This window comes from Campylobacter concisus UNSWCS, from assembly GCF_000466685.1.
Taxonomy (GTDB): Bacteria; Campylobacterota; Campylobacteria; order Campylobacterales; family Campylobacteraceae; genus Campylobacter_A; species Campylobacter_A concisus_A.
Window position 1 is genome coordinate 80487 of record NZ_ANNG01000006.1, and the last position, 26556, is coordinate 107042.

General features: G+C 39.6%; 27 protein-coding genes and 1 other RNA gene. 15 read left to right on the top strand and 13 right to left on the bottom strand.

Going from position 1 to position 26556, the window contains the following annotated elements; all coding sequences use genetic code 11:
* Positions 1–180 precede the first annotated feature (180 nt).
* Complete coding sequence (gene rpmI, locus UNSWCS_RS01850; RefSeq protein ID WP_021086991.1) at positions 181–372, top strand: 50S ribosomal protein L35; 192 nt, start codon at positions 181–183, stop codon at positions 370–372.
* Between the two features lie 99 nt (positions 373–471).
* Positions 472–828: a 50S ribosomal protein L20 gene (gene rplT, locus UNSWCS_RS01855; protein ID WP_021086994.1), complete on the top strand. Its 357-nt coding sequence runs from the start codon at positions 472–474 to the stop codon at positions 826–828.
* A gap of 146 nt (positions 829–974) precedes the next feature.
* On the opposite strand, the gene dapF is transcribed toward rplT, so the two are convergent.
* On the bottom strand, positions 975–1718 hold the full coding sequence (gene dapF / locus UNSWCS_RS01860) for a diaminopimelate epimerase (protein WP_021087041.1): 744 nt from the start codon (positions 1716–1718) through the stop codon (positions 975–977).
* Positions 1719–1793: 75 nt separating this feature from the next.
* Here dapF and UNSWCS_RS01865 point away from each other — a divergent pair, with 75 nt between their 5' ends.
* The gene (locus UNSWCS_RS01865) at positions 1794–2414 is read left to right on the top strand and encodes a DNA alkylation repair protein (RefSeq protein ID WP_021087032.1); all 621 of its coding nucleotides are present in this window, start codon (positions 1794–1796) and stop codon (positions 2412–2414) included.
* Here UNSWCS_RS01865 and coaE read toward each other — a convergent pair.
* Positions 2404–3006, bottom strand: coding sequence for a dephospho-CoA kinase (gene coaE, locus UNSWCS_RS01870; RefSeq protein WP_021087063.1), 603 nt, complete (start codon positions 3004–3006; stop codon positions 2404–2406). The genes UNSWCS_RS01865 and coaE overlap by 11 nt on opposite strands.
* An 80-nt stretch (positions 3007–3086) precedes the next feature.
* Between coaE and purM the strand changes: the two genes are divergently transcribed.
* From purM to UNSWCS_RS01885, 3 genes are read left to right on the top strand one after another with little or no spacing between them, the layout of a single operon-like run.
* Positions 3087–4070, top strand: a complete 984-nt coding sequence (gene purM / locus UNSWCS_RS01875) for a phosphoribosylformylglycinamidine cyclo-ligase (protein ID WP_021087010.1) — start codon at positions 3087–3089, stop codon at positions 4068–4070.
* On the top strand, positions 4070–4327 hold the full coding sequence (locus UNSWCS_RS01880; RefSeq protein WP_035143336.1) for a hypothetical protein: 258 nt from the start codon (positions 4070–4072) through the stop codon (positions 4325–4327). Before purM ends, UNSWCS_RS01880 begins: the two co-directional genes overlap by 1 nt.
* Before the next feature lies 1 nt (position 4328).
* Positions 4329–4748 carry an RDD family protein gene (locus UNSWCS_RS01885; protein WP_021087057.1) on the top strand — a complete coding sequence of 140 codons (420 nt, stop codon included), beginning with the start codon at positions 4329–4331 and terminating at the stop codon, positions 4746–4748.
* A 375-nt stretch (positions 4749–5123) separates the two neighbouring features.
* Here the strand turns inward: UNSWCS_RS01885 and UNSWCS_RS01890 are convergent, their stop codons facing one another.
* Positions 5124–5558, bottom strand: a complete 435-nt coding sequence (locus UNSWCS_RS01890; RefSeq protein ID WP_021087007.1) for a hypothetical protein — start codon at positions 5556–5558, stop codon at positions 5124–5126.
* 113 nt (positions 5559–5671) lie between these two features.
* On the opposite strand from UNSWCS_RS01890, the gene ffs reads away from it, so the two are divergent.
* Positions 5672–5769: signal recognition particle sRNA small type (ffs, locus tag UNSWCS_RS11630), an RNA gene on the top strand.
* Here ffs and UNSWCS_RS01895 read toward each other — a convergent pair.
* The 5 genes from UNSWCS_RS01895 to dnaA form a co-directional block, all read right to left on the bottom strand.
* Positions 5756–6991 (bottom strand): HD domain-containing protein, encoded by a 1236-nt coding sequence (locus UNSWCS_RS01895; protein ID WP_021085664.1) that lies wholly within the window; start codon positions 6989–6991, stop codon positions 5756–5758. The two genes, ffs and UNSWCS_RS01895, sit on opposite strands and share 14 nt — an antisense overlap.
* Entirely contained in the window at positions 6991–7608 is a 618-nt protein-coding gene (gene queF, locus UNSWCS_RS01900; RefSeq protein WP_021085673.1) for a preQ(1) synthase, read from the bottom strand. The genes UNSWCS_RS01895 and queF overlap by 1 nt, the downstream gene beginning before the upstream one ends.
* A 17-nt stretch (positions 7609–7625) precedes the next feature.
* Entirely contained in the window at positions 7626–9935 is a 2310-nt protein-coding gene (gene gyrB, locus UNSWCS_RS01905; protein WP_021087013.1) for a DNA topoisomerase (ATP-hydrolyzing) subunit B, read from the bottom strand.
* A gap of 17 nt (positions 9936–9952) precedes the next feature.
* A complete protein-coding gene (gene dnaN / locus UNSWCS_RS01910; RefSeq protein ID WP_021087099.1) occupies positions 9953–11020 on the bottom strand; it encodes a DNA polymerase III subunit beta in 1068 nt (355 codons plus the stop codon).
* Between the two features lie 153 nt (positions 11021–11173).
* Positions 11174–12484, bottom strand: coding sequence for a chromosomal replication initiator protein DnaA (gene dnaA, locus UNSWCS_RS01915; protein WP_021087108.1), 1311 nt, complete (start codon positions 12482–12484; stop codon positions 11174–11176).
* Positions 12485–12606: 122 nt separating this feature from the next.
* Here dnaA and ruvC point away from each other — a divergent pair, with 122 nt between their 5' ends.
* From ruvC to UNSWCS_RS01935, 4 genes are all read left to right on the top strand, one after another.
* Complete coding sequence (gene ruvC, locus UNSWCS_RS01920; protein WP_155242287.1) at positions 12607–13086, top strand: crossover junction endodeoxyribonuclease RuvC; 480 nt, start codon at positions 12607–12609, stop codon at positions 13084–13086.
* A gap of 16 nt (positions 13087–13102) precedes the next feature.
* The gene (locus UNSWCS_RS01925) at positions 13103–13792 is read left to right on the top strand and encodes an MOSC domain-containing protein (RefSeq protein ID WP_021087049.1); all 690 of its coding nucleotides are present in this window, start codon (positions 13103–13105) and stop codon (positions 13790–13792) included.
* A gap of 149 nt (positions 13793–13941) precedes the next feature.
* The gene (luxS, locus tag UNSWCS_RS01930) at positions 13942–14457 is read left to right on the top strand and encodes an S-ribosylhomocysteine lyase (RefSeq protein WP_021087046.1); all 516 of its coding nucleotides are present in this window, start codon (positions 13942–13944) and stop codon (positions 14455–14457) included.
* Between the two features lies 1 nt (position 14458).
* The gene (locus UNSWCS_RS01935; protein ID WP_021087069.1) at positions 14459–15565 is read left to right on the top strand and encodes a DNA adenine methylase; all 1107 of its coding nucleotides are present in this window, start codon (positions 14459–14461) and stop codon (positions 15563–15565) included.
* A 45-nt stretch (positions 15566–15610) separates the two neighbouring features.
* On the opposite strand, the gene thyX is transcribed toward UNSWCS_RS01935, so the two are convergent.
* The 5 genes from thyX to UNSWCS_RS01960 all read right to left on the bottom strand — a co-directional run bounded on the left by thyX (position 15611) and on the right by UNSWCS_RS01960 (position 21376).
* A complete protein-coding gene (gene thyX, locus UNSWCS_RS01940) occupies positions 15611–16240 on the bottom strand; it encodes an FAD-dependent thymidylate synthase (RefSeq protein WP_035143338.1) in 630 nt (209 codons plus the stop codon).
* Between the two features lie 92 nt (positions 16241–16332).
* Positions 16333–19290, bottom strand: coding sequence for a flagellar hook protein FlgE (gene flgE / locus UNSWCS_RS01945; RefSeq protein WP_021087087.1), 2958 nt, complete (start codon positions 19288–19290; stop codon positions 16333–16335).
* Positions 19291–19407: 117 nt separating this feature from the next.
* Complete coding sequence (locus UNSWCS_RS01950; RefSeq protein ID WP_021087052.1) at positions 19408–19680, bottom strand: type II toxin-antitoxin system RelE family toxin; 273 nt, start codon at positions 19678–19680, stop codon at positions 19408–19410.
* The gene (locus tag UNSWCS_RS01955; protein WP_035143351.1) at positions 19680–19970 is read right to left on the bottom strand and encodes a hypothetical protein; all 291 of its coding nucleotides are present in this window, start codon (positions 19968–19970) and stop codon (positions 19680–19682) included. Before UNSWCS_RS01955 ends, UNSWCS_RS01950 begins: the two co-directional genes overlap by 1 nt.
* Positions 19971–20008: 38 nt before the next feature.
* A complete protein-coding gene (locus UNSWCS_RS01960; RefSeq protein ID WP_002940689.1) occupies positions 20009–21376 on the bottom strand; it encodes a Na+/H+ antiporter NhaC family protein in 1368 nt (455 codons plus the stop codon).
* Positions 21377–21495: 119 nt separating this feature from the next.
* On the opposite strand from UNSWCS_RS01960, the gene pyrE reads away from it, so the two are divergent.
* The 4 genes from pyrE to UNSWCS_RS01980 all read left to right on the top strand — a co-directional run bounded on the left by pyrE (position 21496) and on the right by UNSWCS_RS01980 (position 26552).
* On the top strand, positions 21496–22104 hold the full coding sequence (pyrE, locus tag UNSWCS_RS01965; protein WP_021087034.1) for an orotate phosphoribosyltransferase: 609 nt from the start codon (positions 21496–21498) through the stop codon (positions 22102–22104).
* Between the two features lie 179 nt (positions 22105–22283).
* Complete coding sequence (locus tag UNSWCS_RS01970; RefSeq protein WP_021087068.1) at positions 22284–22973, top strand: response regulator transcription factor; 690 nt, start codon at positions 22284–22286, stop codon at positions 22971–22973.
* Positions 22963–24390, top strand: coding sequence for a DUF3365 domain-containing protein (locus UNSWCS_RS01975; protein ID WP_021087082.1), 1428 nt, complete (start codon positions 22963–22965; stop codon positions 24388–24390). The genes UNSWCS_RS01970 and UNSWCS_RS01975 overlap by 11 nt, the downstream gene beginning before the upstream one ends.
* Before the next feature lie 95 nt (positions 24391–24485).
* A complete protein-coding gene (locus UNSWCS_RS01980; RefSeq protein ID WP_009295151.1) occupies positions 24486–26552 on the top strand; it encodes a cytochrome c in 2067 nt (688 codons plus the stop codon).
* Positions 26553–26556 lie beyond the last annotated feature (4 nt).

A 26556-nucleotide genomic window follows, 5' to 3' on the forward strand; every position in this document is an offset into this window, starting at 1 on the left:
AAATTTTCATATGTAATTATATGCCAAATTTAATAAATTAGTTCTGATTTTTAAAACTTTTTTAAGTTAAATGTAAATTTATTGCAAATTTTGTCTAAGTGAAATTTAAATTTTCTAAAGGATTTTTCGCTATAATCCAAATCTTACGCACATGCGTATAAAATTTCAAAAAGGATTAGCATGCCAAAGATGAAAACCGTTCGCGGTGCTGCTAAGCGCTTTAAAGTAGGTAAAAATAAGATAAAAAGAGGCTCTGCTTTTAGAAGCCACATCTTAACAAAAAAACCTACTAAGCGTATGAGAGATTTGCGTGGCCCAAAATACGTGGACAGCACAAACGTCTCAGCCGTTCGCAAAATGCTCGGCGTATAAAGCAGCGTAGATTTAAGTTTTTGACAAAAAGTCATTCAAACTCCCCCAAATTTAGGGGCAAGACTCACTTCGTGAGCGCCAATTTGTAAAAGGATAAATATGGCAAGAGTAAAAACAGGCGTAGTTAGAAAAAGACGCCATAAGAAAGTTTTAAAGCTAGCACGTGGCTTTTTCAGTGCTAGACATAAACACTTTAGAAAAGCTAAAGAGCAACTAGAGAGAAGTTTAGTTTATGCATATCGCGACAGACGCCAGAAAAAACGTGATTTCAGACGTTTATGGATCGTTCGTATCAACGCAGCTTGCAGACTAAACGACATTAGCTATTCAAGATTTATCAACGGCTTAAATAAAGCTAAGATCGAACTTGATAGAAAAATTTTAGCTGATCTAGCTATGAATGACGCGAAGGCATTTGCGGCACTTGCAAAACAAGCAAAAGATGCTTTGAAATAACACCTTTTCTCCGCTTCGGCGGAGATCTTCCTTTTTATACACTTTAAAATTTAACAACAAAAACTCTAAAAACTCTTTGTTTTAATTTACTACCCGCGACTTTTACAAACCACTAGCCAAATTTAACTACCCAGCAGCCAAAGTAGCTAAATTTCGATACTCGTATCAAAGCAGTGTTTCACCGCTCCGCTAAATAAAATTTTACCTTTTTCAAGCCTAAGACCAAGCTCCTCGCCGCTTTTTGGATAGACTTTTAGACATTGCGCTGCGTTTAAATTTAAAGTAGCGCCGTAAAAGCAAGCCGCCATGCCAGTGCCACAAGCTAGCGTCTCGTCCTCCACGCCCCTTTCATAGGTTCTCACCCTTAAAACTCCGCCATCAAATTTGGCTAAATTTACATTTGCATTGTATTTTTGACGAAGCGCCCTGCACTCTTTGACGTCAAATTTATCTAAATTTTGTGTGAAATTTACAAGATGAGGCACGCCAGTATCGTAAAAGTACCAAGTTTTGCCGTTTTCATTTAGTGGCTCACTTAAAATCTTTGGACTTGTTAGCACGACCTCGACGCACTCCTCTTTCACGCTTGCCATCACCTCGCCGCTACCAGTTAGCAGAGCAAATTCGCTTGAACTAACAAGGCCGTTTAGATAGGCATATCTAGCAGCCGCACGCGAGCCGTTGCCACACATCGCAGCGTAGCTTCCATCGCTGTTGTAAAACTCCCATTTCACGCCCTTTTCGTAAGGCAAAAGCACGATGAGCCCGTCAGCTCCCACGCCGTTTGTTCGGCTGCAAATCTGCCTTGCAAGCTCACTTCTATCTTTGCTCAAAAATGTGTGAAATATGACAAAATCATTGCCGCTGGCGTTATATTTTGAGACTTGCACGATCCGTCCTTCTATTTTTTGCTTGATTTTACTAAAATTTAGATAAGAGTTATTAATAAATTTAAAGGAGCCACTTTGAAAAGCTACATCTTAAATTTAGAAAAAGAGTTTTCTTTGATAGAAAATGGCTTTAAAGAGCAAGAAAGAAGGGCTTTGGCTGACTATAAAGCAAAGGGAGCTGCGCACTGCAAAGAGCTTGCACTCCTAGCATACAGCTCGGAGGTCTATCAAGTGCGGATGTATGCGGTTTTTCTCTTTGGGTACCTATCAGATCGTGAAGAAATTTTGACGTTTATGAGAGATGAAGTCTCAAAAGATGAAAACTGGCGAGTTCAAGAGGTGCTAGCAAAGGCGTTTGACGAGTTTTGTAAAAAAGTTGGCTACGAACAGGCGCTTTTTGCCATCGATGAGTGGCTAAAAAACGGCAACGCAAATGCAAAAAGAGCCGTAAGCGAGGGGCTTAGGATATGGACAAATAGGCCTTATTTTAAAGAGAACCCAGATGAGGCGATTAGACGGCTTTCTAGCCTAAAAGAAGACGAGAGCGAATATCTTAGAAAGTCGGTTGGCAATGCAATAAAAGATATAAGCAAGAAATTTCCAAATTTAGTAAAAGCCGAGCTTGATAGCTGGAATTTGAGTAGTAAAGAGAGCTTGCAAACATATAAATTTGCTAGTAAATTTATCAAGAAATAGCGCAAATTTGCACTAGAAATTTCTCTAGCTCAAGCTTTAAATTCTCCATGTCGCTGCTATTATCTATAACAAATTTTGCCATTTTTTTCTTTTGCTCGATATCCATCTGAAGTTCTACTCTAGCTTTTGCATCCTCTAAGCTTAGTCCATTTCGGCTCATTAGGCGGCTTAGCAAAAGCTCTTTTGGCGCGTAGATCACAGCTACATTTTTAAATTCGCTGTAACGCTGCTTTTTTTCAAAAAACAAAGGGATATCGACAAAATAAACTTGCCCCAAACCCTCAAGCTGCAAAGCTTTGAAAAAAATTTCAGCCTTTATCTTTGGATGTAAAATTTGCTCTAAATTTTTAAGCTTTTTTGGCTCGTTAAAGACGATAGCACCCAGTTTTTTGCGATCTATCCTGCCAGTCTCATCTAAAATTTGCTCGCCAAAAGCTTTTACTATCTCACATTTACAAATTTCAAGCTGTTCGTGCGCGATCACATCTGCGTCGATCACGCTAAAACCTCGCTCTTTTAGTAAATTTACAACCGTGCTTTTGCCACTAGCGATCGAGCCTGTGATGACGTAGGCGTTTGGAAATTTCTGCAAAGTCGCTCCATTTTTGAAAATTGATAACAATTTTAGCAACTTTTGGCTAAAGTTTTAAAAAAATAACCAAAAGGGCGAAAATGATAAGTTATAAAGATGCCGGAGTCGATATAGATGCTGGAAATAGCTTTGTTGAGGCGATCAAGCCTTTCGTAAAATCTACGCAAACACCAAACGTCATAGGCGGCATCGGGTCATTTTCAGGTGCGGTGAGACTGCCAAGCGGATATAAAAATCCAGCTATTTTAGGTGCCACAGACGGCGTTGGCACGAAGCTTCGTCTAGCTATCGACGCTAAGAAATTTGACGGCGTTGGCGAGGATCTAGTCGCTATGTGCGTAAATGACCTCATCTGCAACTTCGCCACACCACTCTTTTTCCTCGACTATTACGCGACTGCAAAGCTTGAGATAGAAAGCGCCAAAGAGGTGGTAAAAAGCATCGCAAATGGCTGCAAAAAGGCGCAGTGCGCGCTGATAGGCGGTGAGACAGCCGAGATGCCGTCGATGTATGAAAAGGGCGACTTTGACCTTGCTGGATTTGCCGTGGGTATCGCTGAGGCTGACGAGATCGATAGAAGCAAATTTGTAAAAGCAAGCGACGTTTTAGTCGCACTTCCAAGCAGTGGCCTGCACTCAAATGGCTTCTCTCTTGCAAGAAAAGTGGTAAGCGAGCTTGGACTAAAATTTGACGAAAAAGTGGGTGAGCGCAAGCTAATCGACGTGCTTCTTGAGCCAACTAGAATTTACGTGAGCGACTTTTTAAGATTAAAAGATAAGATCACAGCAATGGCGCATATAACTGGTGGTGGCATAGTTGAAAACCTGCCTCGAGTTTTCCCTGCTGGACTTGGCGCGAAGGTGCAAAAAAGCGCTATAAAAACGCCTGTAATTTTTAAAATCCTAGCTCAAAAAGTAGAAGATAGCGAGATGATGAGGACATTTAACATGGGCGTTGGCATGATCCTTGTTGTGCCTAAAGAAAACGTTGATGCTGTGCTAACAAATAGCGATGGCTACGTGATCGGCGAAGTGGTAAGTGGCAAAGGCGTTGAGCTAGTTTGATGCAAGAAAATAGCAAAAAATGCTTGCTAAGGACCGAAAATAAGAGCTTTTTTAATCTTATCATTTATGAATATATAGGCTATTTTGGTGTACTAGAAAGCGATATCAAAAAACTTGATCTCTATAGTCACTGGTGCAAGGTCTCACGCGCCTCTACTATGCTCTGCGTCACGCATGATAGCGGCGAGAGTGACAACCTAGTCTATCTATATGACTGGGAGAAATTTAGCCGTATCTACATAAATACAGGAAATTGACTTGGCAAAACAAAAGGCGAAAATCGCACCGATCTGGGCTAGAGTAAAGGCCTCTATCATCGATCTTTTCATCATCGGTATGCCTATATTTTACGCCACGACCTATCTTTTGCTTGACGGCAAAGAGGCGTTTTTGCACAACCAGCTTGCGATCTTTGGCGTAAATAGCCTCATCTCATTTATAATGTGCCTTTTTTTTAGCATAAAGGCACAAACTCCGGGCTACAAAGCGCAAGAAATTTATCTCATAAATTTACAAACCGGTAAAAAGCTAAGCCTTCTTCACGCGATCTTGCGCCAAATTTGCTTTGCATTTGCTGGCTTTAGTATCATCGGACTTTGCCTTTGCTTTTTTAGAAAAGACAAGCTAAATTTACACGACATCATAACCCACTCAGCCGCCGTGCAAAAAGCAGCTTAAATTTACTTCGCTCCGTGCCAAAGTAGACCGCTTTTGCCTAGTTTTGTGTCAATACTCTCTTTTATAATGGAGCAAATATGCTCTTTAAAAGCCCTATGGCTTACTTTAGGCTCTTGTCCTTTATAGGGTAGCAAGCAAACACCACTAAGAAGTTACAAAACGGGCTAATCTATGCGCTTATTTTTTTATCATGGCAACAGCTTTATCACAAAATAATGCACATTTATCAATGTAAATTTAGCTGATGAAGTGTTGTTTCAAATTTTGGTCACAAATCGCCTAAACTAGCTAGATAAATAGAGAAAAATCAAGGTCAAAAACGAAAAAATTTAGCTACAAGCCACGAAAAATTTTTGATTAAATTTAGGATGAAATTTAAGCACTTTGCGAGTAGAGTTTAACTTCGTTTATCAAAAACTCATATACCCTTTGCTGCACTAAAATTTCCTCCTCGCAGCCACTCATCAAGCGGCGAAGGTGCGAAAAGTCTATCTTTTTAGCATATCTTTTGTGATCTTTCATATCTTTATCTATGCTTAAAAGAAGTGTGTCAAGCGTGATCCTATCGCTTCTTTTGACCCTTGCCACGTACTCTCTAACGGTTTGGATTAAGAAGTCTTTTCTAGTCTGATCGTTTTCATAAATTTCATTTACGATGTCATTTAAAATGAAAAAATCATCCTCGTCTGGGTCAAATTTAGCCGAGATAATCGCAGCAAAAATTTTGGCACGAAACTCTAAAGACTTGTGGTGATAGATAAAAAAATCCCTAAAAGCCGATAAAAAACGAAGTTTGATCTTTCCTGACATTGCCCTACTTTTGGTGAAATTTATGTGAGATTATATACTCTTAAAGCTAAATTTTTAAAAATGTAACTATAAAACTAAATTTAAGTATAGTTTTTGTATGATTGCGAAGCTCCTTCTTAGACCTGTGCAATGCTTTTTATGAGCACCGCTTCAGGGTGGGAACACAGCAGAGCACTTGTATTAAGTGTGTGCCGCAGTCATCTGAGAGGGGGTCTTTCTAAACCAAAATGCTCATTAAAATCATCGCAAATTTCTAAAAAATCCACTCCATCGATCTTAGGTTTTTCGCTAAAAAATTTATACATATTATTAAAGCCATCAGTTAGCTCTTTTGACTTGACGCCGTAGCTTATAGAAATTCCAGCTTCGATGTAGGCTGAGAGCTTGTCGCAGTATTTTAGCGCTTTGCCATCGATCGGGTTAAATTTATCCTCATTTACGTTCTCCATAGTTCCTTCGTGGCAGATGATCTTGCGCTCATAAGTCCTATTTTCAAACTCATCTTTGATAAATTTCTCGCCATCTTTTCTGATACCAAGGATGTAGCTAAACTCATCTTTGATCTTTTCTGGCACAAATGGCAAAATCCTCTCATCAATAAGCCTCATCTCATACTCGCTGATGATCTCATTTAGCCCCTTTACGCCGTATTTTACAGGGCTTATGATATCCCTTGTAAGGCTCTCTGGCAGATCGTGAAATAGTGCGCAAAAGAAGTTATTTTCTAGGCGTTTTTTGCAAGCTTTTGCTTTTAGTGAGTAAAAGTAGCTAAGTATCGCAACAACTAGCATGTGTCCTAATACCGCGGTTTCAGGGATGCGAGGCGTTTGTGCCCAGCGCTTTTGAAACCTTAGCCTGCCACTTAGATCTACAAGGCGGGCTAATTTTTGATTCATAGCGATCTTTCTAACACCAATTAGCTCGTAATAATCCTCCATCTCCTCCTCAACCTTCGCTTTAAGCTCGTCGATGTCACTTAAAAATTGGCTCGTTTGATAGACGATAGAAAATTCCCACCTCGTGGCAAGATAGCTGGCTGCTTTTAGTATAAGGCGCTCTTTTTCGTGAGTTTTGTCGTTTTTATAGTGGTTTTTAAACCTCTCCAAAAACTCGCCGCCCTCGATATCTGAGATGAGCGTCTCGAGGTTGCTTAAAACCCAGCTATTTATCTGCTCTTTTTTTGTCTTTTGGATGTGGTGAAAGACGTCAGGGCGTATGTCTGTGACTACGACCCTGCTTAAAAACTCAAAAATCCCAGCCTCGATGATGTAGTTCATGTCGGCATTTTGCTCTTGTTTTGCTATGAAATAAGCGATGATAAATTTATGAGCCTGCTTGTCAAGCTCGACTAAATTTGTCATCTTTGGATAGTCGTTCCAACGTGATATAGATGCTGCTTTAAAGATATGTTCTATAAGCTTAGCACTTATCATTATTTATCCTTTTTGACTACTTTTGGCTTTTTATCATCGGCGTAGCTTATCTTTCTAAAGCCCTCTTTGTTTGAGCTTCTTCTTGGCTTGTCATCTTTTTTAAATTTATCATCTCTGCTGCCTCTGCTGCTAGCTCGATCGCTTGTGCTACGTCTCTCGCGCGGCTTGTCGCTAAAGCTTCTCTCTCTACTTCTTGGAGCGTATTCTTTCTCTTCAGCTGGCTTTTTTACCACTAGATCAGAGCTGATCTCGATAATCGTATGGACATTTCCACGTGGGTTAAAGTCGCCAACTATCTTCATAAATTTAGGCTCAAGCTTTTTTTCTAAAACAGAGTAAATTTCATTTATACTATCTTCGTGGCTGATGTTGCGGTTCATAAAGCTATTTATATAAAGCTTTATCGCTTTTAGCTCGACAACTAGCTTATTTGGGATATACTCAAGGTATATGGTCGCAAAGTCAGGATAACCAGAGCGAGGGCAAAGGCAGCAAAACTCAGGCAGAGTAATCTTTATGACATAGTCCCTTGTTTGCTTATTTTCCCAGACCTCAAGGTCACTCTCTACGTCAAATTCTTTTAAAATTTTCTCGCCATACTTCATCTCTTCGCTCATTTTTTATCCTTTATATTTTAAATATCCAAGTGTTTAACGTCTTTTGCGTGATCTTGAATGTAGTTTCTTCTTGGCTCGACCTCATCGCCCATGAAGAGATTAAACGTGTCAGAAGCGCTTATAGCGTCGTTTATATCGATCTTTAAAAGTCTTCTGTTCTCAGGGTTCATCGTAGTCTCCCAAAGCTGCTCAGGGTTCATCTCACCAAGACCTTTGTAACGCTGGATATATGCACCTTTTTTCGCATTTTTCTCTACTTCATCAAGCACATCTATAACGTCACTATGTAAGTCTAGGCCGCGCTCTTTTATCTTTTGGCTGATGTAAAGCGCCTCTTCATAGAGTGGATTTGTAAATAAATTTTCATTTACCACAAGCTCTTCTAGGCCGCTTTCAGTTTGGACATAAATTCTAACCTCATCTTCGCTAACGTAGTGGTTTAGGATGTTGTGACCCTCAGCTTTTAAGAAGTCTCTTAAAATTTCAAAAATTTCATTGTAGCTTTTTGAGACGATGTCTGGATTTTCTATCATATAGCGGATCGCTGAAAGGACGTTAAAGCGTTTTTCAAGCTCTTTTAAGACGCTTCTATAAGCTGCAACGATCTTTAAAAAGTCAATCAAATCCGCACTGCCAATGCCCTCTATATCAACGCCCTCGATGCCAGTTTCGATAAGAAATTCATTTAGTGCCTTTTCATCTTTTAGATAAATTTCTTTTTTACCTTTTTTATAGCGGTAAAGTGGCGGCTGAGCTAGGTATATGTGGCCGTTTTCAACAACTTTATTTAAAAATCTAAAGAAGAATGTTAAAAGCAGTGTCTGGATGTGGCTACCATCGACGTCAGCATCAGTCATGATGATGATCTTATGATATCTAAGCTTTTCAGCGTCAAATTCATCTCCGATGCCGCATCCTAGAGCTGTTATCATATTTTTTATCTCATCAGATTTTAAAATTTTATCCAGTCGTGCTTTTTCAACGTTTAGAATTTTACCCTTAAGCGGCAATATCGCTTGAAAAACTCTATCACGTCCCTGCTTTGCTGAACCGCCCGCAGAGTCGCCCTCCACTAGATATAGCTCGCTAATTACTGGATCTTTGCTTTGGCAGTCAGCTAGTTTGCCAGGGAGTGTGCCTACACTCATGCTCTCTTTTTTGCGAGTTAGATCCCTAGCTTTTTTAGCGGCCTCGCGACCACGAGCTGCCATTAGAGCTTTATCCATTATCGCTCTTGCTTCGATAGGATTTTCTTCAAAATACTTTGTTAGCACGTCAAAAACCATCTTTTGAACGATAGGTTTTACGTAGCTTGAACCTAGTTTGCCCTTTGTTTGTCCCTCAAACTGCGGCTCTGGCACCTTTACGCTTACAACTGCGATAAGACCCTCGCGGATATCTTCACCAGTTATCTTTGTATCTTTTTCACGTGCAGCAGCGTTTGCTTGAACGTAGTTTGTGATAACTCTTGTAAGGCCCGCTCTAAAGCCAGCCTCGTGAGTGCCGCCATCTGGAGTTTTGATGTTATTTACAAAGCTTAGTAAATTTTCACTATAAGTGTCATTATAAAGCAGCGCAAAATCAACCATAACATCATCTTCGCCGCCGCTAAATGAGACTGCTTTGCTGACAGCATTTGCTTTATTCATATCAGTTACAAAGCTCTCAAGTCCGCCCTCAAAATGAAAGCTCTCGCTTCTGCCATTTCTTTGATCTTTAAAATTTATAGTTATCTTTGGGTTTAGATAGGCTAACTCACGAAATCTTTTTACTAAAATTTCATCGTCAAATTCAGTCACTTCAAATATACTATCATCTGGCCAAAACTCAACTTGCGTACCTGTGCGGTTTGTAGTCTTTATAACTTCAAGATCGCTTTGTGGGATGCCTTTTGCAAATTCTTGTCTATGAAGCTTGCCATCACGTTTGATATTTACGATTAGCTTTTTAGAAAGGGCATTTACGACAGATACACCAACGCCGTGAAGACCACCAGAGACTTTATAAGTGTCCTTGTCAAATTTACCACCAGCGTGAAGCACAGTTAGAACAACAGTCGCAGCTGAAATTTTCTCAGTCGGGTGCATATCTACTGGGATACCACGGCCATTATCACTAATGATCGCTGAGCCCTCACGTGTAAGCTCAACATCTATCGTATCGCAGTATCCTGCCATCGCTTCGTCGATAGAGTTATCAACGACTTCGTAGATCATATGGTGAAGACCGCTTATGTTAGTATCGCCTATATACATGCCTGGGCGCTTCCTGACCGCCTCAAGCCCTTTTAGTACTTTAATATTTTCTGCGCCGTAATTATTTTCCATCATAAACCTTTTTTAACTTATATATTTAATGGACTTATAACCGTTAAAAGCTCTTTTGAGCTAACAACGAAAGGTAAATTTTTATCTTTAAATCCAAACTCAAATTTCTCATCTTCTATGCTTTGTAGGAAGTCTATTAAATTTCTATTTTTGACATTTATGCTGATATCTTCTTCAAGTCCAGTTTGAAACTCTATCATCGTTTTGGCTTCTGAGTTATCCTCTATGATGCTCTCAAATGTGATGCTCTCTTTTGAAAAAGTTATCTTCATCTGATCGCTTAGCATCGAGATAGTCTTGATGCCCTCAACCATCTTATCTCTGCTTAGCTCAAATCTAATAGCGATATCTTTTGGTATAACACGCTCATAGTCAGGGAATTTACCATTTATCAGCTTTGTGAAAAACTCAAAATTTTGGCTTTGAGCGATGAGGACGTTTTCATCATAGTAAATTTCTATCTTGTCAAAAAATAGCTTTTGAATTTCATTTATCGCCTTTTTAGGGATGATTAGTGAAAATTCATTGCTCGCTTCATTTGCAAATTTAAATACAGCTAGCCTTTTTGTATCAGTACCGACTATATTTATATAGTTTTGTTTTATATCTAGCAAAGCGCCATTTAGCTCAAATTTAGGGTTGTTGCTATCAATGCATGGCAAAATTTTCTTTAAGCTTCTGCCTAGCATTATGGCGTCTATGTTAAATTTAGCCTTGCCTTCTATCGTTGGAAACTCTGGGAAGTCTTCAAATTTATACATAGGAAGTTTGTATTTTGAGTTTTTTTGCTTGATGTAAAGATAGTTATTAACAGTTTCAAGCGTCACCTCTTCATCTTTTAGGCTTTTGATGATGTCAAGTAGCTTTTTGCCATTTGCAGTCGCATAGCCTTCATCAACGATCTTTGCGTTGCTTAGTTTATATGCTAGTCCTATCTCGTGATCAGTCGCTTTTATGTTTAAAACTCCATCTTTTGCAGAGATATAGATGTGAGAAGTGATAGCACTAAGATCTCTTTTTTCGAGATATGGATTAGTGTTTGTTACTATGCTCTCAAGCATGTTTTTGTTTATTAAAACCTTCATTAAATACTCCCTCTTATTTTTAATTTTCTTTTTGTTGTATTAGTTGGTAGCGTGAAAGTGTGAAAACCATCTTTTCTCACGCCAGCATCGTTATTTAAAATGTGAAAAGAATTTTTCATTTCTTCACATTTATTCACGAATTTCATTATGTTTTTATCCTTTTGTTAAAATTTTGTTCTTTATCTCAGTCACTCTGAGGTTGAAAATTTCGTTGCTCTCCATGAGCTCGTTTATCTTTTTTATATTGTGACTAACGGCGCTATGGTCTTTCATACCAAAATAGTTTGCTATCTGAGGCATAGAGTTTGTAGTGAGCATCTTCGCAAGGTAGATGATGATGCGTCTAGCCTCGACGATATTTTGCACTCTTGACTTGCTTTTTATGTCGCTTGGCTTGATATTTAGCTCTTTGCTAACGATCTCTATAATGGTCTCTAAATTTATATTTTCATGCTTCTCTTTGATGAGATCTTTTAGCGTGTTTTTGGCAAATTCAAGCGTTATCTCAACTCTCATCAAGCTTGCATAGGCGTTTAAATTTATTATAGCGCCCTCGATCTCGCGGATATTATCGCCCATATTTGTAGCGATGTAGTCGATCACTTCTTTGTTTAGATAAATTTTGTCAAATTCACATTTTTTGATGATGATAGCTATCTTTGTATCAAGCTCAGGTGGTGTGATATCAGCCATTATGCTTTGTTCAAACCTAGACTTTAGCCTCTCATCAAAGCCTTTTAGTATCTTTGCAGGGCGGTCTGAGGTCATGACGATCTGACCTTTTTTGGCGATGAGCTCGTTAAAGGTGTTGAAAAACTCCTCTTGAATTTTATCGGTTTTTCCTAAAAACTGCACGTCGTCTATTAGTAAAACGTCGCAGTTTCGGTACTTTTCACGAAATTTAGTCATCGAGTGGCTATTTAGATGTGTGGTAAAATCGATCATAAACTGATCGCTCGTCACGCAGATGACGATCTTACCTTGATCTAGGCAGTAGTTGCCAACTGACTGAAGCAGGTGCGTCTTGCCAAGGCCAGTTGTGCCATAGATAAAAAGTGGGTTATAAAGTACGCCAGGCTTGTCCGCAACTGCTTTTGCGTTTAGAAATGCAAATTGATTTGAGTCGCCGCAGACAAAATTTTCAAATGTATATCCAGGGTTTAAAATGCTGCTTTGCGCCTTGATCTGCTTTACATTTACTTGGTTTTGCTTTATGTTTTTTAGCTTTGTTTGGCTAGTTATCTCGACCTCTGGCTTTTTGCCGGTTTTTACTTCGTAAAGGTAGGCTATCTTTTCTGCATATCTAGTTTTTATAAATTTAGCCATCAATTCACTCGTGGCGTTAAAAACTATAAAATCTTCGTTTGAAGCCTTTTCATTAAATTTTAATTGTTTGATGTAGCAGTCAAATTCATTAGCTGATATTTTTGTCTGTAAAAGCTCTAAAATCTCGTCTGCTAGCAAATTTCAACCCTTTTTATTTAATGAATTTTATTAGCGATTTTATCTTAAATTTAATAAAATCTTTGTTAAACTCTGACAAACTTTTTCACGGCGTGAAAAAGTCGTGAAAAAGTATTGAAAAGATTGTGATGAAAATTTTAGGAATCGATCCAGGCACGAAAAATTGCGGTTACGCGATACTTGAAAAGAGCAAATTTAAAACTACTCTTCTTGAAGCTGGGCTTATAAAGATAAAGCCAAACACGCTTCAGTATCAGATCACAGAGCTTTGCGAGGGGCTTGACCTCATCTTTAAAAACCATAAATTTGATGAGGTCGCGATAGAGGACATATTCTTTGCCTACAACCCAAAAACGGTCTTAAAGCTAGCTCAGTTTCGTGGGGCACTTAGTCTTAAAATTTTGCAGCTTCATGGGGACTTTGCCGAGTATACGCCACTTCAGGTGAAAAAGACGGTCACCGGCAAGGCAAAGGCTGACAAAGAGCAAGTGGCATTTATGGTTAAGAAAATTTTGGGCATAAACAAAGAGATAAAACCGCTTGACATCACCGATGCGATCGCGATCGCGCTAACTCACGCAAATAATTTAAGAATAAGCTAAATTTGATAGGAAAAAGATGGCAATACTAAAAGCTTTACTAATCGGCGATGTGAAAAACTATGGCTTGCAAAATGCAACTGATAAGTTAAATTTACCTTGGAGTTCGGCTATTTTTAAAGTAGCTCAAAATGGCGAAATTTTTGCAAATAAGCTTGGCTTTAAGGGCGATAGTGTCGCTGATACGAAGCATCACGGCGGCCCTGAAAAGGCAGTCTTTGCAAATTCGTTTGCAAACTATGCCGAGTGGGAGAAATTTTTAGGATTTAAAAATATGGCTTATGGGGCGATGGGGGAGAATTTATGCGTTGATGGGCTTGATGAGAGTAGCGTCTGCGTGGGTGATATCCACAAGGTTGGCTCGCTTGTGCTTCAAGTCTCGCAGCCTAGAAAGCCATGCTTTAAGCTCTCAAAAAGATGGGGTAACGAAAATTTAGCCACTCATATCTTTGAAACAGGCCTTACTGGCTGGTACTACCGAGTTCTTACGCCAGGCTCGTGCAAGGCGGGCGACGCGATAGAGGTTATAGAGAGTGACCCAGTTCATATGAGCATTTTAGAGATAAATAGGCTCTTTTACGCGCCAAGTGAAAATTTAAATTTACTTGAGAAATTTAACGCCCTCACCACTCTTACAAATGGCTGGCATGATGATATGAAAAGACGCATCGAGGGAATTTATAGCACCGAATTTATGAGAACACTATAAACATTGTAAATTTTGTTTATATAATTAAAGCAAACATTTATTTTAATATTAACCACTCAAATACTACTAGGCTCATGCAAATTTACGTGGGCCTTTAAATTTTTAAATCTTTTTTACGCTAAAATTACCAAAAATTTAAAGGAGAATATATGCCACTACTTGATAGTTTTTGCGTAGATCATGTGAAGATGAAAGCCCCAGGAGTTAGACTAGCAAAGAGTATGAAGACCCCAAAAGGCGATGATATCAGCGTTTTTGACTTGAGATTTTGCAAGCCAAATGAAGAAATTTTGCCAGAAAAGGGCACTCACACTTTAGAGCACCTATTTGCTGGCTTTATGAGAAATCATCTAAATGGCAACGGCGTGGAGATCATAGACATCTCGCCGATGGGTTGCAGGACTGGCTTTTATATGAGTGTGATCGGCACACCTAGTGAAGAAGCTGTAAAAAAGGCATGGCTTGCTTCAATGAAAGATATCTTAGAGGTCAAAGATCAAGATAAGATCCCAGAGCTAAATAAATTTCAATGTGGCACTTACAAGATGCACTCACTTGATGAAGCGCACGCCATAGCAAGCAAAATTTTAGCACAAGGCCTAGTCATCATAAATAACGAAGAGATCAAACTTGACGTTGATGCTATGGGACTAAAAAAGCACTGATTTGAAGCCAGCTAAACAAGAAAATCAAGCCTATCTAAAAGAGCAAATTTTAACCTATCTTGGTAACAAACGCTCTCTTTTAGGCTTTATCGAGCGAGGCGTAAAATACGCAAAAGACGAGCTTAAAAAAGAGAAGCTTAGCTGCTGCGACCTCTTTAGCGGAAGCGGCGTGGTGGCTAGGTTTTTAAAACAAAATAGCGAATTTCTAGTCGCAAACGACTTGGAGCTTTATAGCTTCATCACAAACTCATGCTACCTACAAAACGCCACAAATGAGCTAAGAGATGAGATAAATTTCTGGCAAAAAAAGCTTGAAAAAGAGATAAAAAAGAGCCTTTATGAGGGCTTTATAACAAGGCTTTATGCCCCGCAAGATGATGAAAATATCGCTTTTGGCGAGCGGGTCTTTTACACAAGGAAAAATGCCAAATTCATTGACACCGCAAGAAGGCTCATAGATGAGATGTTGCCAGAGGAGATGAGAAAATTTTTAATAGCTCCACTACTTTATAATGCAAGCGTGCATGCAAATACGAGTGGAATTTTTAAAGGTTTTCATAAAAATAAAGAGGGCATCGGTCAGTTTGGTGGCAGGGGGCAAAATGCCATCTCAAGGATCACTTCTGATATAAATTTGACTAAGCCTATTTTTTCAAATTTTAGCGTGCCATTTGAGGTCTATCAAAAGGACGCAAATTTACTGGCAAAAGAGCTTGATGGGCTTGATCTAGTCTATCTTGATCCGCCTTATAATCAGCATCCATACGGCTCAAACTACTTCATGCTAAATCTCATCGCAAGCTATGAAGAGCCAAGTAAAATTTCAAAAGTCTCAGGCATCGCAAAGGACTGGAACAGATCAGTTTTTAATAAAAAATCATCAGCAAGCGAGGCATTTTTCGAGCTGATAGCAAATTTAAAGGCGAAATTTGTGCTTATCTCGTTTAACTCAGAGGGCTTTATAAACCAAGATGAATTTGATAAAAACCTAAATAAAATGGGCAAAGTTCATCTACTGCGCCAAAAGTATAATGCCTACCGCGGCAGCAGAAATTTAAAAGCTAGAAACATCCACGTAGACGAGCTTCTTTACGTTTTGAAAAAATAAATTTAGCGCTCATTTTATCACTTCTAAATTTCACTAACGTAATTGTTAGTTTTGCTCATCCTCTGGCAAGCACTTCTCAAAGATAAATTTATGCTCATTTGGCAAGGCGTCGTAGATAGCATTTGCTAAATTTCTTATCTCCCAAAGGGCTGATTTTGAGCTTCTTAGAGAGATGAAATTTTGCAAGCTTCTAGCGTTTATGCTCCACGTAAGCTCTGTTTTATAGCACTCTGGCAAGCAGTATTTGACTATGTCTAGACTCTTTGTCGTTGTAGCTAAAATTTCACGTAAGTTTTCAAGCGCTCTAATGCTTGCGTTATCGACCATTTCGTCATTTGTTAGCACGATAAATTTAGCCGCACGCTCAAACTGCCCTACTTCAAATTTCTCCTCTTTTTTTAGCTCTTTTAGCGTGTAGCGGGTTGATTTGACGCTTAGGCTTGCTATGCGGTGGCGGGCTAGCTCTTGAAGTAGTGCGCGCGAGATGCCTTGGATGTAGAAGTTGTAGTAAAGATGCTCCAGCGTTGATGCGTGTTTAAATTTATTACCCACCCTATCTATCAGCTCGACGTCTTTTTCACCACCATTGTCGCCTTTGTCAAAGCTTTGCCAGCATGTGCGGATCGCGTGAGAGCAGATATTTAGTGGAGTGTGATTTAGTAGTGTTACTTGCATATTTTCTCTTTTTGTGAAATTTTTTAGCATTTTACAAAAAGAAGGCTGATTTTATTTGTAAATTTAAAAGGGAGCGAGCGCCCCCTTTATGATTATTGTTTTAGTTGAAGAAGTGTGTTTAGCATCTCATCACTTGTTGTGATAGTTTTTGAGTTTGCTTGAAAGCCTCTTTGGATTACGATAAGATCTGTTAGTGCGCGGCTTAGATCGACGTTACTAGCTTCTAGTTTTGAAGCTGCGATCGTTCCTTTATCGCCAGTGCCTGCTGCACCGATGACTGCTTCGCCTGAGTTTGCAGTTTGTGAAAAGACGTTTCCGCCCTCACTTTGAAGACCCTCATTGTTTGTAAAGCTAGCAAGTGCAACTTGAGCTAGACCAAAGCTTTGGCCGTTTGTAAATGCACCGATGATAGTGCCAGTCTCATCGATCTTTAGGTCATTTAGTGTGCCACCTGTGTAGCCATCTTGTGAGATAGACTCAGTTGAAGAGTCTTTATCAAAGCTTGTTAGTCCGTTAAAATCAGTTCCCAAGCCAAAATTTAAACTAACATTTTGACCGCTTTGTGAGCCGTTGTTAGCTGAAAATGTTATCGTAGCTGGGTGAAAGCTAGCAAGTGAGCCATTTGAGTTAAATCTCAATGAACCAGTCACAACGTTGTCTGGACCCTCTCCTGTGTAGTTTATCTTAGCAGGCTCTGGCACTTGGATCACCATGTTCCACTCAGTTCCGCCATCTTTTGTAGTGCCTGTCTTTGCCCATTTAATGCTAACAGTGTGTTTTGAGCCAAGTGAGTCAAAAATTTCAGCCGTTGAGCCGTGGCTTGACATCATCATCTTACCACTTGCTCTTAGAGCTTGACCCGGGCTTAGTGCGCCATCAAGTGCTTTCATCATTGTTGTAAGTCTAACATTTTCATTTATAGCTGCTGTATTTGCATTTTCTGCTGGCTTTGTTAAACCAGTAATCGTCATATATAGGGCTTGGTCGGCATTATCGCTCGCTGGGTTTTCTAATTGAAATTGACCTAGTTTATTTACTGTTATTTTTACTCCGTCGTTTAGATCTGTCATCTTTTTCATTAGTGCTTTTTTTGCTTCATCGCCGATTGCTCTATTTAGTTCATCCATATTTTCTTGTATCATTACACGATTTTTTACAGCCTCATTTGCATTATTTAAAGCAGTGGCTGCCTTTTGAGCGGCCTCGTTTGCATCTTTTACTTTTTTTGCAGCCTCGTTTGCAGCCTCGTTTGCATCTTTTATGGCTGTTTCTGCTGCTGTCCTTAATGCTGCTATGCCAGCCGCAGCACCACCTGCACCACCTGCAAATACTACATTATCTATTGCAGTAATTAGATTATCATTGGCAGTTTTTGCAGCTGCTACTGCAGCATTTGCTGCAGCATTTGCTGCAGCTGTTTCGGCAGCTGTTGCATTTCTAGATGTTGCAACTAAATTTGCTTTGTTTATAGCATCCATAGCAGCTCTTGATGCTGCATCTGCTTTTGCCATAGCATCATTTACTGCATCTATAAGTGCTTGACCTGGTGCACCAGCGGCAGCACCGGCAGCAGCTATAGCGGCATTTAATGCAAGTATAGCATTCGTGGCAGTAACATTCTTTGTTCTAGCATCTTGTTCTGCATTTTGTGCAGCATTGTTTGCAGCATTAGCTGCTGTTTTTGTAGTTGTTTTCTCTTGTATAGCCTTTGTTTCAGCCTCTTGTGCGGCTCTTAGTTTTTCTGCCATCTCATCTGATGTTTTTACATTAACAATATTTCCATCACCATTATAATCAACGTGGTTTCTGGCATCCTCTTGCATAGCAGCACGAAGATCTTCTGTTGTAGTGATCTGTCTTGCGATTTTGTCGTTATTTGGATGAACAGCTGTTGTTTGTGAGCTTGTATAGACATATTGATAAGCTGTTATGATGTCTTTGCTAGCTAGACCAGCAACGCTGTTTCCTGCATTTACCACTAAGTGAATATTTTTTGTCTCTTCAGTTGTGCCTAAGTTATTTCTATTTATAAGTGTTAGCTTATTACCCTCTGAAATTTCAGCTCTAACGCCAGTTTTATTATACTGAGCGTTGATAGCAGCGGCAACGTCACTGATGCTTGTCATAGTATGATCTTGGGATTTAATAGTTGTGCCATTTATTGTGATATCAAGTGTTTTTGCTGGATCTATCTTACCAATTGTTTGAGATTCAGGACTTCCTATGCTAAATTTCTCAGTTTTAGCATTTGCGTAGCTTACCCATATGCCTTGTCCATCTCTTAGTGCAAGACCGTTTCCAAGCTCGTCAAATGTAACACCAAGATCGACGCCACGCTCTGTTAGCATTTGTTCTTTTTTTGAGTTTGTATAAAATTCATCGTTATTTACGTCGTTTTCATTATGAACTTCGTTAGCGTTTAAAATTCCATCGTTATTGTAGTCGCGTCCGCCAGCAACTGAGTCAAGAGCGTAAATAGGTGTGCTTCTTTGACCGATGCTGTTACCTGAGTCGAGGTTGCCTTTTATTTTAACTTCTGTTGTTGCTCTTGCTGGAGTTGTAAGACCTTTTTTGATGACGATGTTGCTTATAGGGCCTGTTGAGTCGATAGTGCCAGTCTCTTCATCTCTAGTCCAGCCTTGAACGATATAACCGCTATTATTTACAAAGTTACCAGCCTTATCACGGACGAAATCGCCGTTTCTTGTGTAGTATCTTGTCGTTCCGCCATCTGGAGAGACGACAAAGAAGCCATTTCCTTGAAGAGCAAGGTCGGTTTGCTTGTCAGTAGCTGTTAGTGTGCCTTGTGAGAAAATTCTTGTAGTTGAGTTTATGGTCGTTCCTAGACCTATTTGCATAGCGTTTTGACCGCCTAGCTGACCTTGTGGAGCGGTAGCAACTCTTGGAGTTTGGCTTAGTATATCAGCAAAATTTGCGCGGTTGTATTTAAAACCATAGGTATTGACGTTTGCGATATTGTTGCCTTCTACGTCCATGGCTATCTGGTGGGCTTGTAGGCCTGAAACACCAGACCAAAGTGATCTCATCATTGACTTATCCTTTTTCTCGTTTTAAAATTTTTTATGATCTTTTTAAAGCAAAAGATGTTCCAAAATTTATATCGGCAAAAAGAGAAAAATTTGAAAATTTTTGTGTGATCGTATTTTTTAGTATGCTTTTTCTCGTGATGAAATTTCTATTATCTCAATAGTTAAAATTTCATCTTGCTTAAGCCCTATTATGCGGTAATGTATGCCAACTCTCCAACGCCAGCGATTATCATAGCCTTGCATCTTTTCTGCGTTATTTGTTGCAAAAGGATTTTCTACTTTTTCGAGCTCTTTTAGAAAGGTACGTATTTTTAGAGCTGCTCTTAGATCACATTTTGAAATTTTATCTAGTTGCTTGTCGGCAGAGCGCTTAATGGCTATTTTATACACTAAACACCCATTTCAGTTTTAACTTCGGCTATTAGTGCTTCTTGCTCTGCTTTTGAGAGTTTTTTAAATTCTGTATCGAGTTTTTTTATGCTTGGAGACTTTAAAAGTTCATAATCTTTTGGCTCATCAAGTTTACTTTTTATCTTTTTTTTAAGATAAAGGATCAGTTCTGATTGTTTTTTTAAAGTATCTTGCAATGAATTTAGTTTTTTTTCTTCTTTTTCAAGAGAATTAAACAATGCTTTACGTGTCATAGTCTCGTATTTTGCATAATCAATATTTGTTTGCATCGCATTTTCCTTTAAATTTTTTAATGATTTTAACACATTTATCCAAGTATCATGGCTCCTACGATGCCACCGATGATTAGCGGGATGTTAAAAAATATAAATGTAGGCACACAAGTATCATATATGTGGTTGTGCTCACCATCAGCATTTAGACCGCTCGTTGGCCCAAGTGTGCTGTCACTTGCTGGGCTTCCAGCATCGCCTAGAGCCGCTGCTATACCAACTAGCAAGATGATAGCTGGCACGCCAAAGCCAAGGCTAAGGCAAAGTGGCACGTAGATAGAGGCTAAGATAGGGATAGTGCCAAAGCTAGTGCCTATGCCCATCGTGACTAAAAGTCCGATAAGTAGCATCAAAAATGCTCCACCTATCTTGCCGCCAGAGACCAAGCTAGCGTATTTCACAAGCTCGTCTATACCGCCACTCTCTCTTAAAATGGTGCCATATCCCGCAGCAACAAGCATGATAAATGCGATAAAGCCCATCATAGCAAGGCCATTATCCATGATCTTATCTACCTTTTTGTATTCGATGCCGCCAAAAACGACCATGACCAAAAGTCCAAGTAACGCGCCAAGTGGCAAGAGCGAAGTGTAAATTTGCACGACAAAGGCGACAACTGCACCAGCTAAGACCGCCCACTCTTTTTTAGTCATCTCAAGGCTTTTTGCACGCTCGATCTCATCAAGTTCAGCCTTTTCAAATTTAGAAGTTTTATAAATCCTTTTTTTACTATAAAAAAGTATGGCTAAGATAAGCCCCACAAACATCGAAGCTCCACCTATCCACATGACTGATGAGATGTCTGAGATGGTTGTGTTTATGCCGTTGTTTGCTAGCTCTTTTTTAAGGATATTGTGAAAAAGCAGACCAAAGCCAACGCTAATGCTCACATAAGGCGCTTGAAGTCCAAATGTAAGAGCGCAAGCCACAGCGCGTCTATCTATGCCCATTTTGTTCATAAGGGCAAGAAGTGGCGGGATCAAGATAGGTATGAAGGCTATATGAACTGGGATCAAATTTTGAGACAAACAAGCGATAAATGCGATAGTTAGCGTAAAAATGACCTTATTTGAGCTAAGAAATTTACTCATTGCATTTATCAAAATGGCTGTTAAATTTGTATTTGCGATGGCAGCTGCAAGAGCACCTAGCAAGATGTAGCTAAGAGAGGTTTCAAGGTTGCCTTGCATGCCACTTATGAGGCTTTGCGTGGTCTCTTTTAGAGCCGTAAAAAAGCTCTCAAAACCGCTTGCCAAACCACTTTCAAATCCACTAAAACCATGCTTATACATAACCCCAGCAACAAGCGCAGAAACGAGGATAGAAAGCAGGATGTTAAAACGCAGCAAACATAGCACCGTCATCACCAAAATGCTAAAAACAACAGGGTTAAATAGAAGCATGAGTGTCCTTTTTGTATGAGTGCAAGAATTATACAAGCGTGGGGCTTATTAAATTTTAAAAAGAGTGGCTTAAGTGGGTATGTGTTAAGATTTTTGGCAAATTTTAAAAGGAAAAAGCGATGGATTTAGAGAAAATTTATAAGGACGCTGGGGCGTATCTAGAGGGGCACTTTTTGCTAAGTAGTGGCAACCACTCGCAGTTTTATCTGCAAAGTGCAAAGGTGCTTGAAGACCCTGCTCTTGCAGCAAAGCTAGCAGATGAGCTAGCCAGTGTGATAGAGAAATTTGGCATTAAATTTGATAGTGTTTGTTCTCCTGCACTTGGTGGAATTTTAGCTGGATATGAGCTAGCTCGTGCGGCAAAAAAACGCTTTATATTTACTGAGCGCGTTGATAGGGTGATGAGCTTAAGACGCGGCTTTGAAGTGAAAAAAGGCGAGAAATTTATAGTTTGTGAAGATATCATAACAACTGGTGGTTCAGCACTTGAAGCAGCCCACGTGATAGAGAGCCTTGGTGGCGAGGTGGTTGGCTTTGCGGCACTTGCAAATCGCGGCTTTTGCAAGGTTGCAAATTTAGGCAATGAAGCTAAGGCAAATGCAAAACTGCCAAGCGATAAGCCGTTTTTTGCTTTGGGAAATTTTGAATTTGAAATTTACGAGCCAGAGCACTGTCCGCTTTGTAAGAGTGGTAGCAAGGCGATTAAGCCTGGAAGCAGAGGCAACTAAAGGATAATTAGGAAATTTAGCCAAATCTTTGGCTAAATTTAACTTTATCTTTTAAATTTATCGCTTAAGTATCGAGCCGATTTTTTACTTTAAGCTTACGATCATGATGTAAATTTATGAAATAATTTTTATTTTGTGTTATTTAAGTCGGCATTTTGGCTTAAGAGATGAGATGACGTATGCAAGAGTATGATATTTTAGATGTTTTATCAAACAAAAAGGTCCTTTGCTTAGAGGATGAAGAGGCGATCTTGCGAAATATCTGCGCCTCGCTGGAGCTATTTTTCGCAGAAGTTAAAGGCGTGACAGACGGCTTTGATGCGCTTGAGCTTGCTATGAGTGGGGCGTATGACGCGTTAGTGCTTGATATCAGCGTGCCAAATATCGATGGTCTTGAGATCGCTAAAAAAGTAAGAGCTATCAATCAAAAAATCCCTATCGTGATCTTATCAAGCCACGTCGAGCAAGAGTATCTGTGGCGCGCAGTTGAGCTAAAGATCACAAGATATCTCGCAAAACCATACGATAAAAAATCTTTCATCAAAGCGCTTGAAGATGTGGCTTTTGAGCTAGTTGGGCGCACGCCAACTATCAGGCTAAATGACGAGCTTGAGTATGACTTTGGCAAAAAAGCGCTTTACGTAAATGGTCAAATTTCTCATCTAAGTAAGAGCGAGAGCAAGCTTTTGGAGTACTTTTTAAACAACAAAAACCAAACTATCACTTATGAGCAAATTTTTGACTACATCTGGGACTACGAGCAGCCGACAAAAGAGGCTATAAAGACCATCGTAAAAGAGCTTAGAAGAAAGCTAGGCAAAGATGTGATCAAAAATTTATATGGTATAGGCTATCTTTGTGAAATATAAATTTCAGCTAATCGTCGGTGCTTTCATCTTTGTATACCTGCTAGTCTCGGCGCTTGTGCTAAATTTCTACAACGACCTAGCGATGAAAGACGCCAAAAGAGAGGCGCATTATGTGCTTGAGAGTATAAATTCTGTAAGAGAGTACATCTCAGGTGTGCAACGCCCGCTAATCGAACAGCTAAAGCAAGAGGGCATTTTAAAAGAGGACTTTTTTGACGAAAGGCTTCTATCATCTTCATATATAAGCCGTGAAATTTACAATATCCAAAAGCAAAAATACAACCTAGACTTCGACTACAAGCTAGTTGCTATCGCACCGCTAAATAAAGCTCACCAGCCAAATGAATTTGAAGCTGGCGTCTTGCAAGGCTTTAAAGAAAATAAATTTCAAGAATTTGTAAGGATAATAAGAGATGAAAATGGCTCACAGCTCTTTGTGGGTCTGCCTATAAAAAACCAAAGCCCGACCTGTCTAGCCTGTCATAGCAGCGCAAATGCCCCGCAGCAAATGCTAGAAAAATACGAGATGGAGGGCATAGAGATCCCAGATGTGAACGAAACGGTTGCGATGATCTCTTTTAAGATCCCAATTCGCGCCATTTTTACCTACCATTTGCAAGAGGTCATCGTCATAATGAGCGCCATAACGCTTATATTTGGGCTATTTTTACTACTTGTTTATAAGATGCATAAGCGTGGCGAAGAGAGCAAAAGGCAGACTGAGCAGCTGATGATACATCAAAGCCGCCTAGCCTCGATGGGCGAGATGATAGGCAATATCTCACACCAGTGGAAGCAGCCGCTAGCTCAGATAAGCTCAGCTTTGATAAATTTAGAGCTTTATCAAGAGCGAAAAAAGCTTGATGAGGCGAAAATTTATGAGTTTATAGAAGAGACAAGCAAGCAGATAAATTTCATGTCAGAAACTGTTGATGACTTTAAAAATTTCTTTAGTCCAAATACCTTGAGAAAAGAATTTAAGGTGCTTGAAGTGATAAATCAAACGATAAAAATTTTAAACGCAACTCTTAAAAAGTATCAGATCGAAGTGCAGCTTGACGTGAGAGAAAATTTTGAGATATTTGCAAATTTTAATGAGATAATCCAAATTTTAATAAATATCATAAACAACGCAAAAGACGCATTTAAGCAAAGCTACACAAAGCCAAGAGTGATAAAGATAAGCGCCTTTTTAAAAGATGGCAGAAAGAATTTATGCGTGCAAAATAACGCAGGAGCGATAAAAAATTCATTTTTAAAGGTCATCTTTGAGCCACACTTTAGCACAAAAGAGAGCGGTAGCGGGCTTGGGCTATATATGAGCCGCCTTATCGCTCGCAAAAATAACGCCCTAATCTTTGCTAAAAATGTGGATGAAAACCACGTTGCATTTACAATTAGTTTCGAAAATTTATAATTTGTTAATTTTCCCCCTTTTCTACCCTTTTTTGGTGTTAAGATTATCAGTATGAAATCATTTTGATTTTAGGATAAAAATTCAAAGGAGGAGACGTGAGAAACTTACACAAAGCCTTAGCAGGCTTACTCATGGGTGTTAGTATCTTTGCTTCACAAGCCTGTTGCGAAGAGCATAATATGCAGATGTCCGATAAAGCACGTGATGTTATCGCAAATCCTAAAGGCACACTGCAAAGTAGAGGTGTTGTCTCCTTGCAAGACTACGTCGTAGAAGAGCAAGAGATGTATAACTGGCTATTTAAAAACCACCCTATTTTTACAAAGTATGGTGGCAAAACCGTCGGCAAAATGGTCGTTCATGACCGCGGCTTAGAGTGGCTTGCCGAGGGACATGGCTTTGATATGTCAAAGCTTAGTAAAAGAGATGGCGGTAAGGGCTATAGCTCTATGATGTATAGAATTCCAGCCACCTCATCACTTCAGTTTCCTAATAAATTTGTAGGTCCAGAAAAGTGCGGTGAGTGTCACCCAGCTCAGTATGAGGTCTGGAGCAGATCTCGCCACGCAACTACTATGCGCTTCCCTGGCGAGCACCCAGAGGTCAATAACAACCTAACTGAGCCAGTATTTGACAAAGATACCGCTTCTATCCTTCCAAAAGGTATCACTCCAGATGTCATCTATGCAACCGTTGGTCACTTAAGAACTAAGATGGGCTACGTCGATGCATGGCTACTTCGTGGTACTTACTACGTTGAGGGCGGCTTGCTAAGAGATGGCACAGGTCAGATCGTTGCTGGCGGTAACCAATGGCAAAGAACATGGGCGTTAAATTTAGACGACGCAACTGTTAAAAAGATAAAAGAGCTCGTGCCTGAATTTCCTGGCACGCTTGAAGAGTATGGCGATAATGGCGGATATGTCAGAGGTCTTGCCTCATACGCCGCAAAACATAAAAAATCGATGTTTTTCCAAGCAAACTCATCATATTGTGAGGTTTGCCACCCAGTTAAATTTGACTTTAAGTCAAAAGCAGAATTTTACGCAGCACTTGGTAATGCCAAAGAGCTTCAAAAACACACTATCTCAAAAGGCGTAAGCTGTGAGGAGTGCCACGGAGCTGGCGGTCACCTTGATGGAGCTACAAATTTTAGAACATCAAACTGCGAACGCTGTCACCAAAGATTTAACTTTAGCCCAGATCTAATGCGAGCTAACCCACTTAATAACGGCAAGCTAGATCTTTCTTTAAGCTCTAAATTTAAATCAATGGGACCAGGATGCGGCTCAGAAGGCTCACAATCATACTTTACCGCTCACTACGATAAAGGCATGAGATGCGTCACTTGCCACGATCCACACGACAACACAGGTAACGTTGTAGGTGATAAGAGCGTAACTGGTATGAACTATAACCCAGATCAAGGCTATCTAAGTGCATTCTACACTAAACCAAAGATCAAAAAAGATTGTAAAGATTGTCACGAGACTCAAGCATATATCGCATCAAAAGCAGATACACACAAAAACAACACTTGTGCATCTTGCCACATGCCATTTATGATGAGCTGCGAGAACTTCTACGCTGTTCAGTTCCAAGACAACGCTGGCTTTGATACTCAAAGACGCTCTCATATCTGGAAGATCATGGTCGATCCAAAAGAGAAATCTCTTGTCCCAGGCGACGCTGCTAAAGGTCCAAGAGATGCTAAAGATTGGCACTTTGAGAGAGATAAAAATGGCCACAACTATGTTGATTTGATGTGGGCATGCGCTAGAACATCTTGGGCTGATAAAGATATGAAAGATAATAAAGGCTGCCATAGCCCAGTGCTATCTGAGCTAAAACCAACACTTCACTTCAAAAACCAAAAACAAGTTTATGATGAGGTTATGGGATGGCAAACTCCAGTTAAGAATGAATTCTCAGAGGTCAAAATAGGCATCGAGGGAATTTACTCACTACTAGAGACTAAAAAGCTAGATCCAAGCGATAAAGCAAGAGTTTATGAGCTTGTCCAAAACGCTCAAGAGATCATCGATATGGTCGAAAAAGATGGTTCGTGGGGTATGCATGGATTTAAATTTACTAAACAAAGACTAGATGCATCTAAAGAGTATATAAAAGAAGCTCAAAGAATTCTAAACAAAAATTTATAGCATT

Excerpts from the sequence above, each read along its gene's own strand:
- rplT (WP_021086994.1), top strand. The coding sequence starts at position 472 with ATGGCAAGAGTAAAAACAGGCGTAGTTAGAAAAAGACGCCATAAGAAA.
- UNSWCS_RS01890 (WP_021087007.1), bottom strand. The coding sequence starts at position 5,558 with ATGTCAGGAAAGATCAAACTTCGTTTTTTATCGGCTTTTAGGGATTTT.
- flgE (WP_021087087.1), bottom strand. The coding sequence starts at position 19,290 with ATGATGAGATCACTTTGGTCTGGTGTTTCAGGCCTACAAGCCCACCAG.
- thyX (WP_035143338.1), bottom strand. The coding sequence starts at position 16,240 with ATGCAAGTAACACTACTAAATCACACTCCACTAAATATCTGCTCTCAC.
- UNSWCS_RS01925 (WP_021087049.1), top strand. The coding sequence starts at position 13,103 with ATGGCAATACTAAAAGCTTTACTAATCGGCGATGTGAAAAACTATGGC.
- UNSWCS_RS01880 (WP_035143336.1), top strand. The coding sequence starts at position 4,070 with ATGCAAGAAAATAGCAAAAAATGCTTGCTAAGGACCGAAAATAAGAGC.
- rpmI (WP_021086991.1), top strand. The coding sequence starts at position 181 with ATGCCAAAGATGAAAACCGTTCGCGGTGCTGCTAAGCGCTTTAAAGTA.
- queF (WP_021085673.1), bottom strand. The coding sequence starts at position 7,608 with ATGAGCGAAGAGATGAAGTATGGCGAGAAAATTTTAAAAGAATTTGAC.
- gyrB (WP_021087013.1), bottom strand. The coding sequence starts at position 9,935 with ATGGAAAATAATTACGGCGCAGAAAATATTAAAGTACTAAAAGGGCTT.
- UNSWCS_RS01955 (WP_035143351.1), bottom strand. The coding sequence starts at position 19,970 with ATGCAAACAAATATTGATTATGCAAAATACGAGACTATGACACGTAAA.
- dnaN (WP_021087099.1), bottom strand. The coding sequence starts at position 11,020 with ATGAAGGTTTTAATAAACAAAAACATGCTTGAGAGCATAGTAACAAAC.
- UNSWCS_RS01970 (WP_021087068.1), top strand. The coding sequence starts at position 22,284 with ATGCAAGAGTATGATATTTTAGATGTTTTATCAAACAAAAAGGTCCTT.
- pyrE (WP_021087034.1), top strand. The coding sequence starts at position 21,496 with ATGGATTTAGAGAAAATTTATAAGGACGCTGGGGCGTATCTAGAGGGG.
- UNSWCS_RS01960 (WP_002940689.1), bottom strand. The coding sequence starts at position 21,376 with ATGCTTCTATTTAACCCTGTTGTTTTTAGCATTTTGGTGATGACGGTG.
- purM (WP_021087010.1), top strand. The coding sequence starts at position 3,087 with ATGATAAGTTATAAAGATGCCGGAGTCGATATAGATGCTGGAAATAGC.
- UNSWCS_RS01895 (WP_021085664.1), bottom strand. The coding sequence starts at position 6,991 with ATGATAAGTGCTAAGCTTATAGAACATATCTTTAAAGCAGCATCTATA.
- luxS (WP_021087046.1), top strand. The coding sequence starts at position 13,942 with ATGCCACTACTTGATAGTTTTTGCGTAGATCATGTGAAGATGAAAGCC.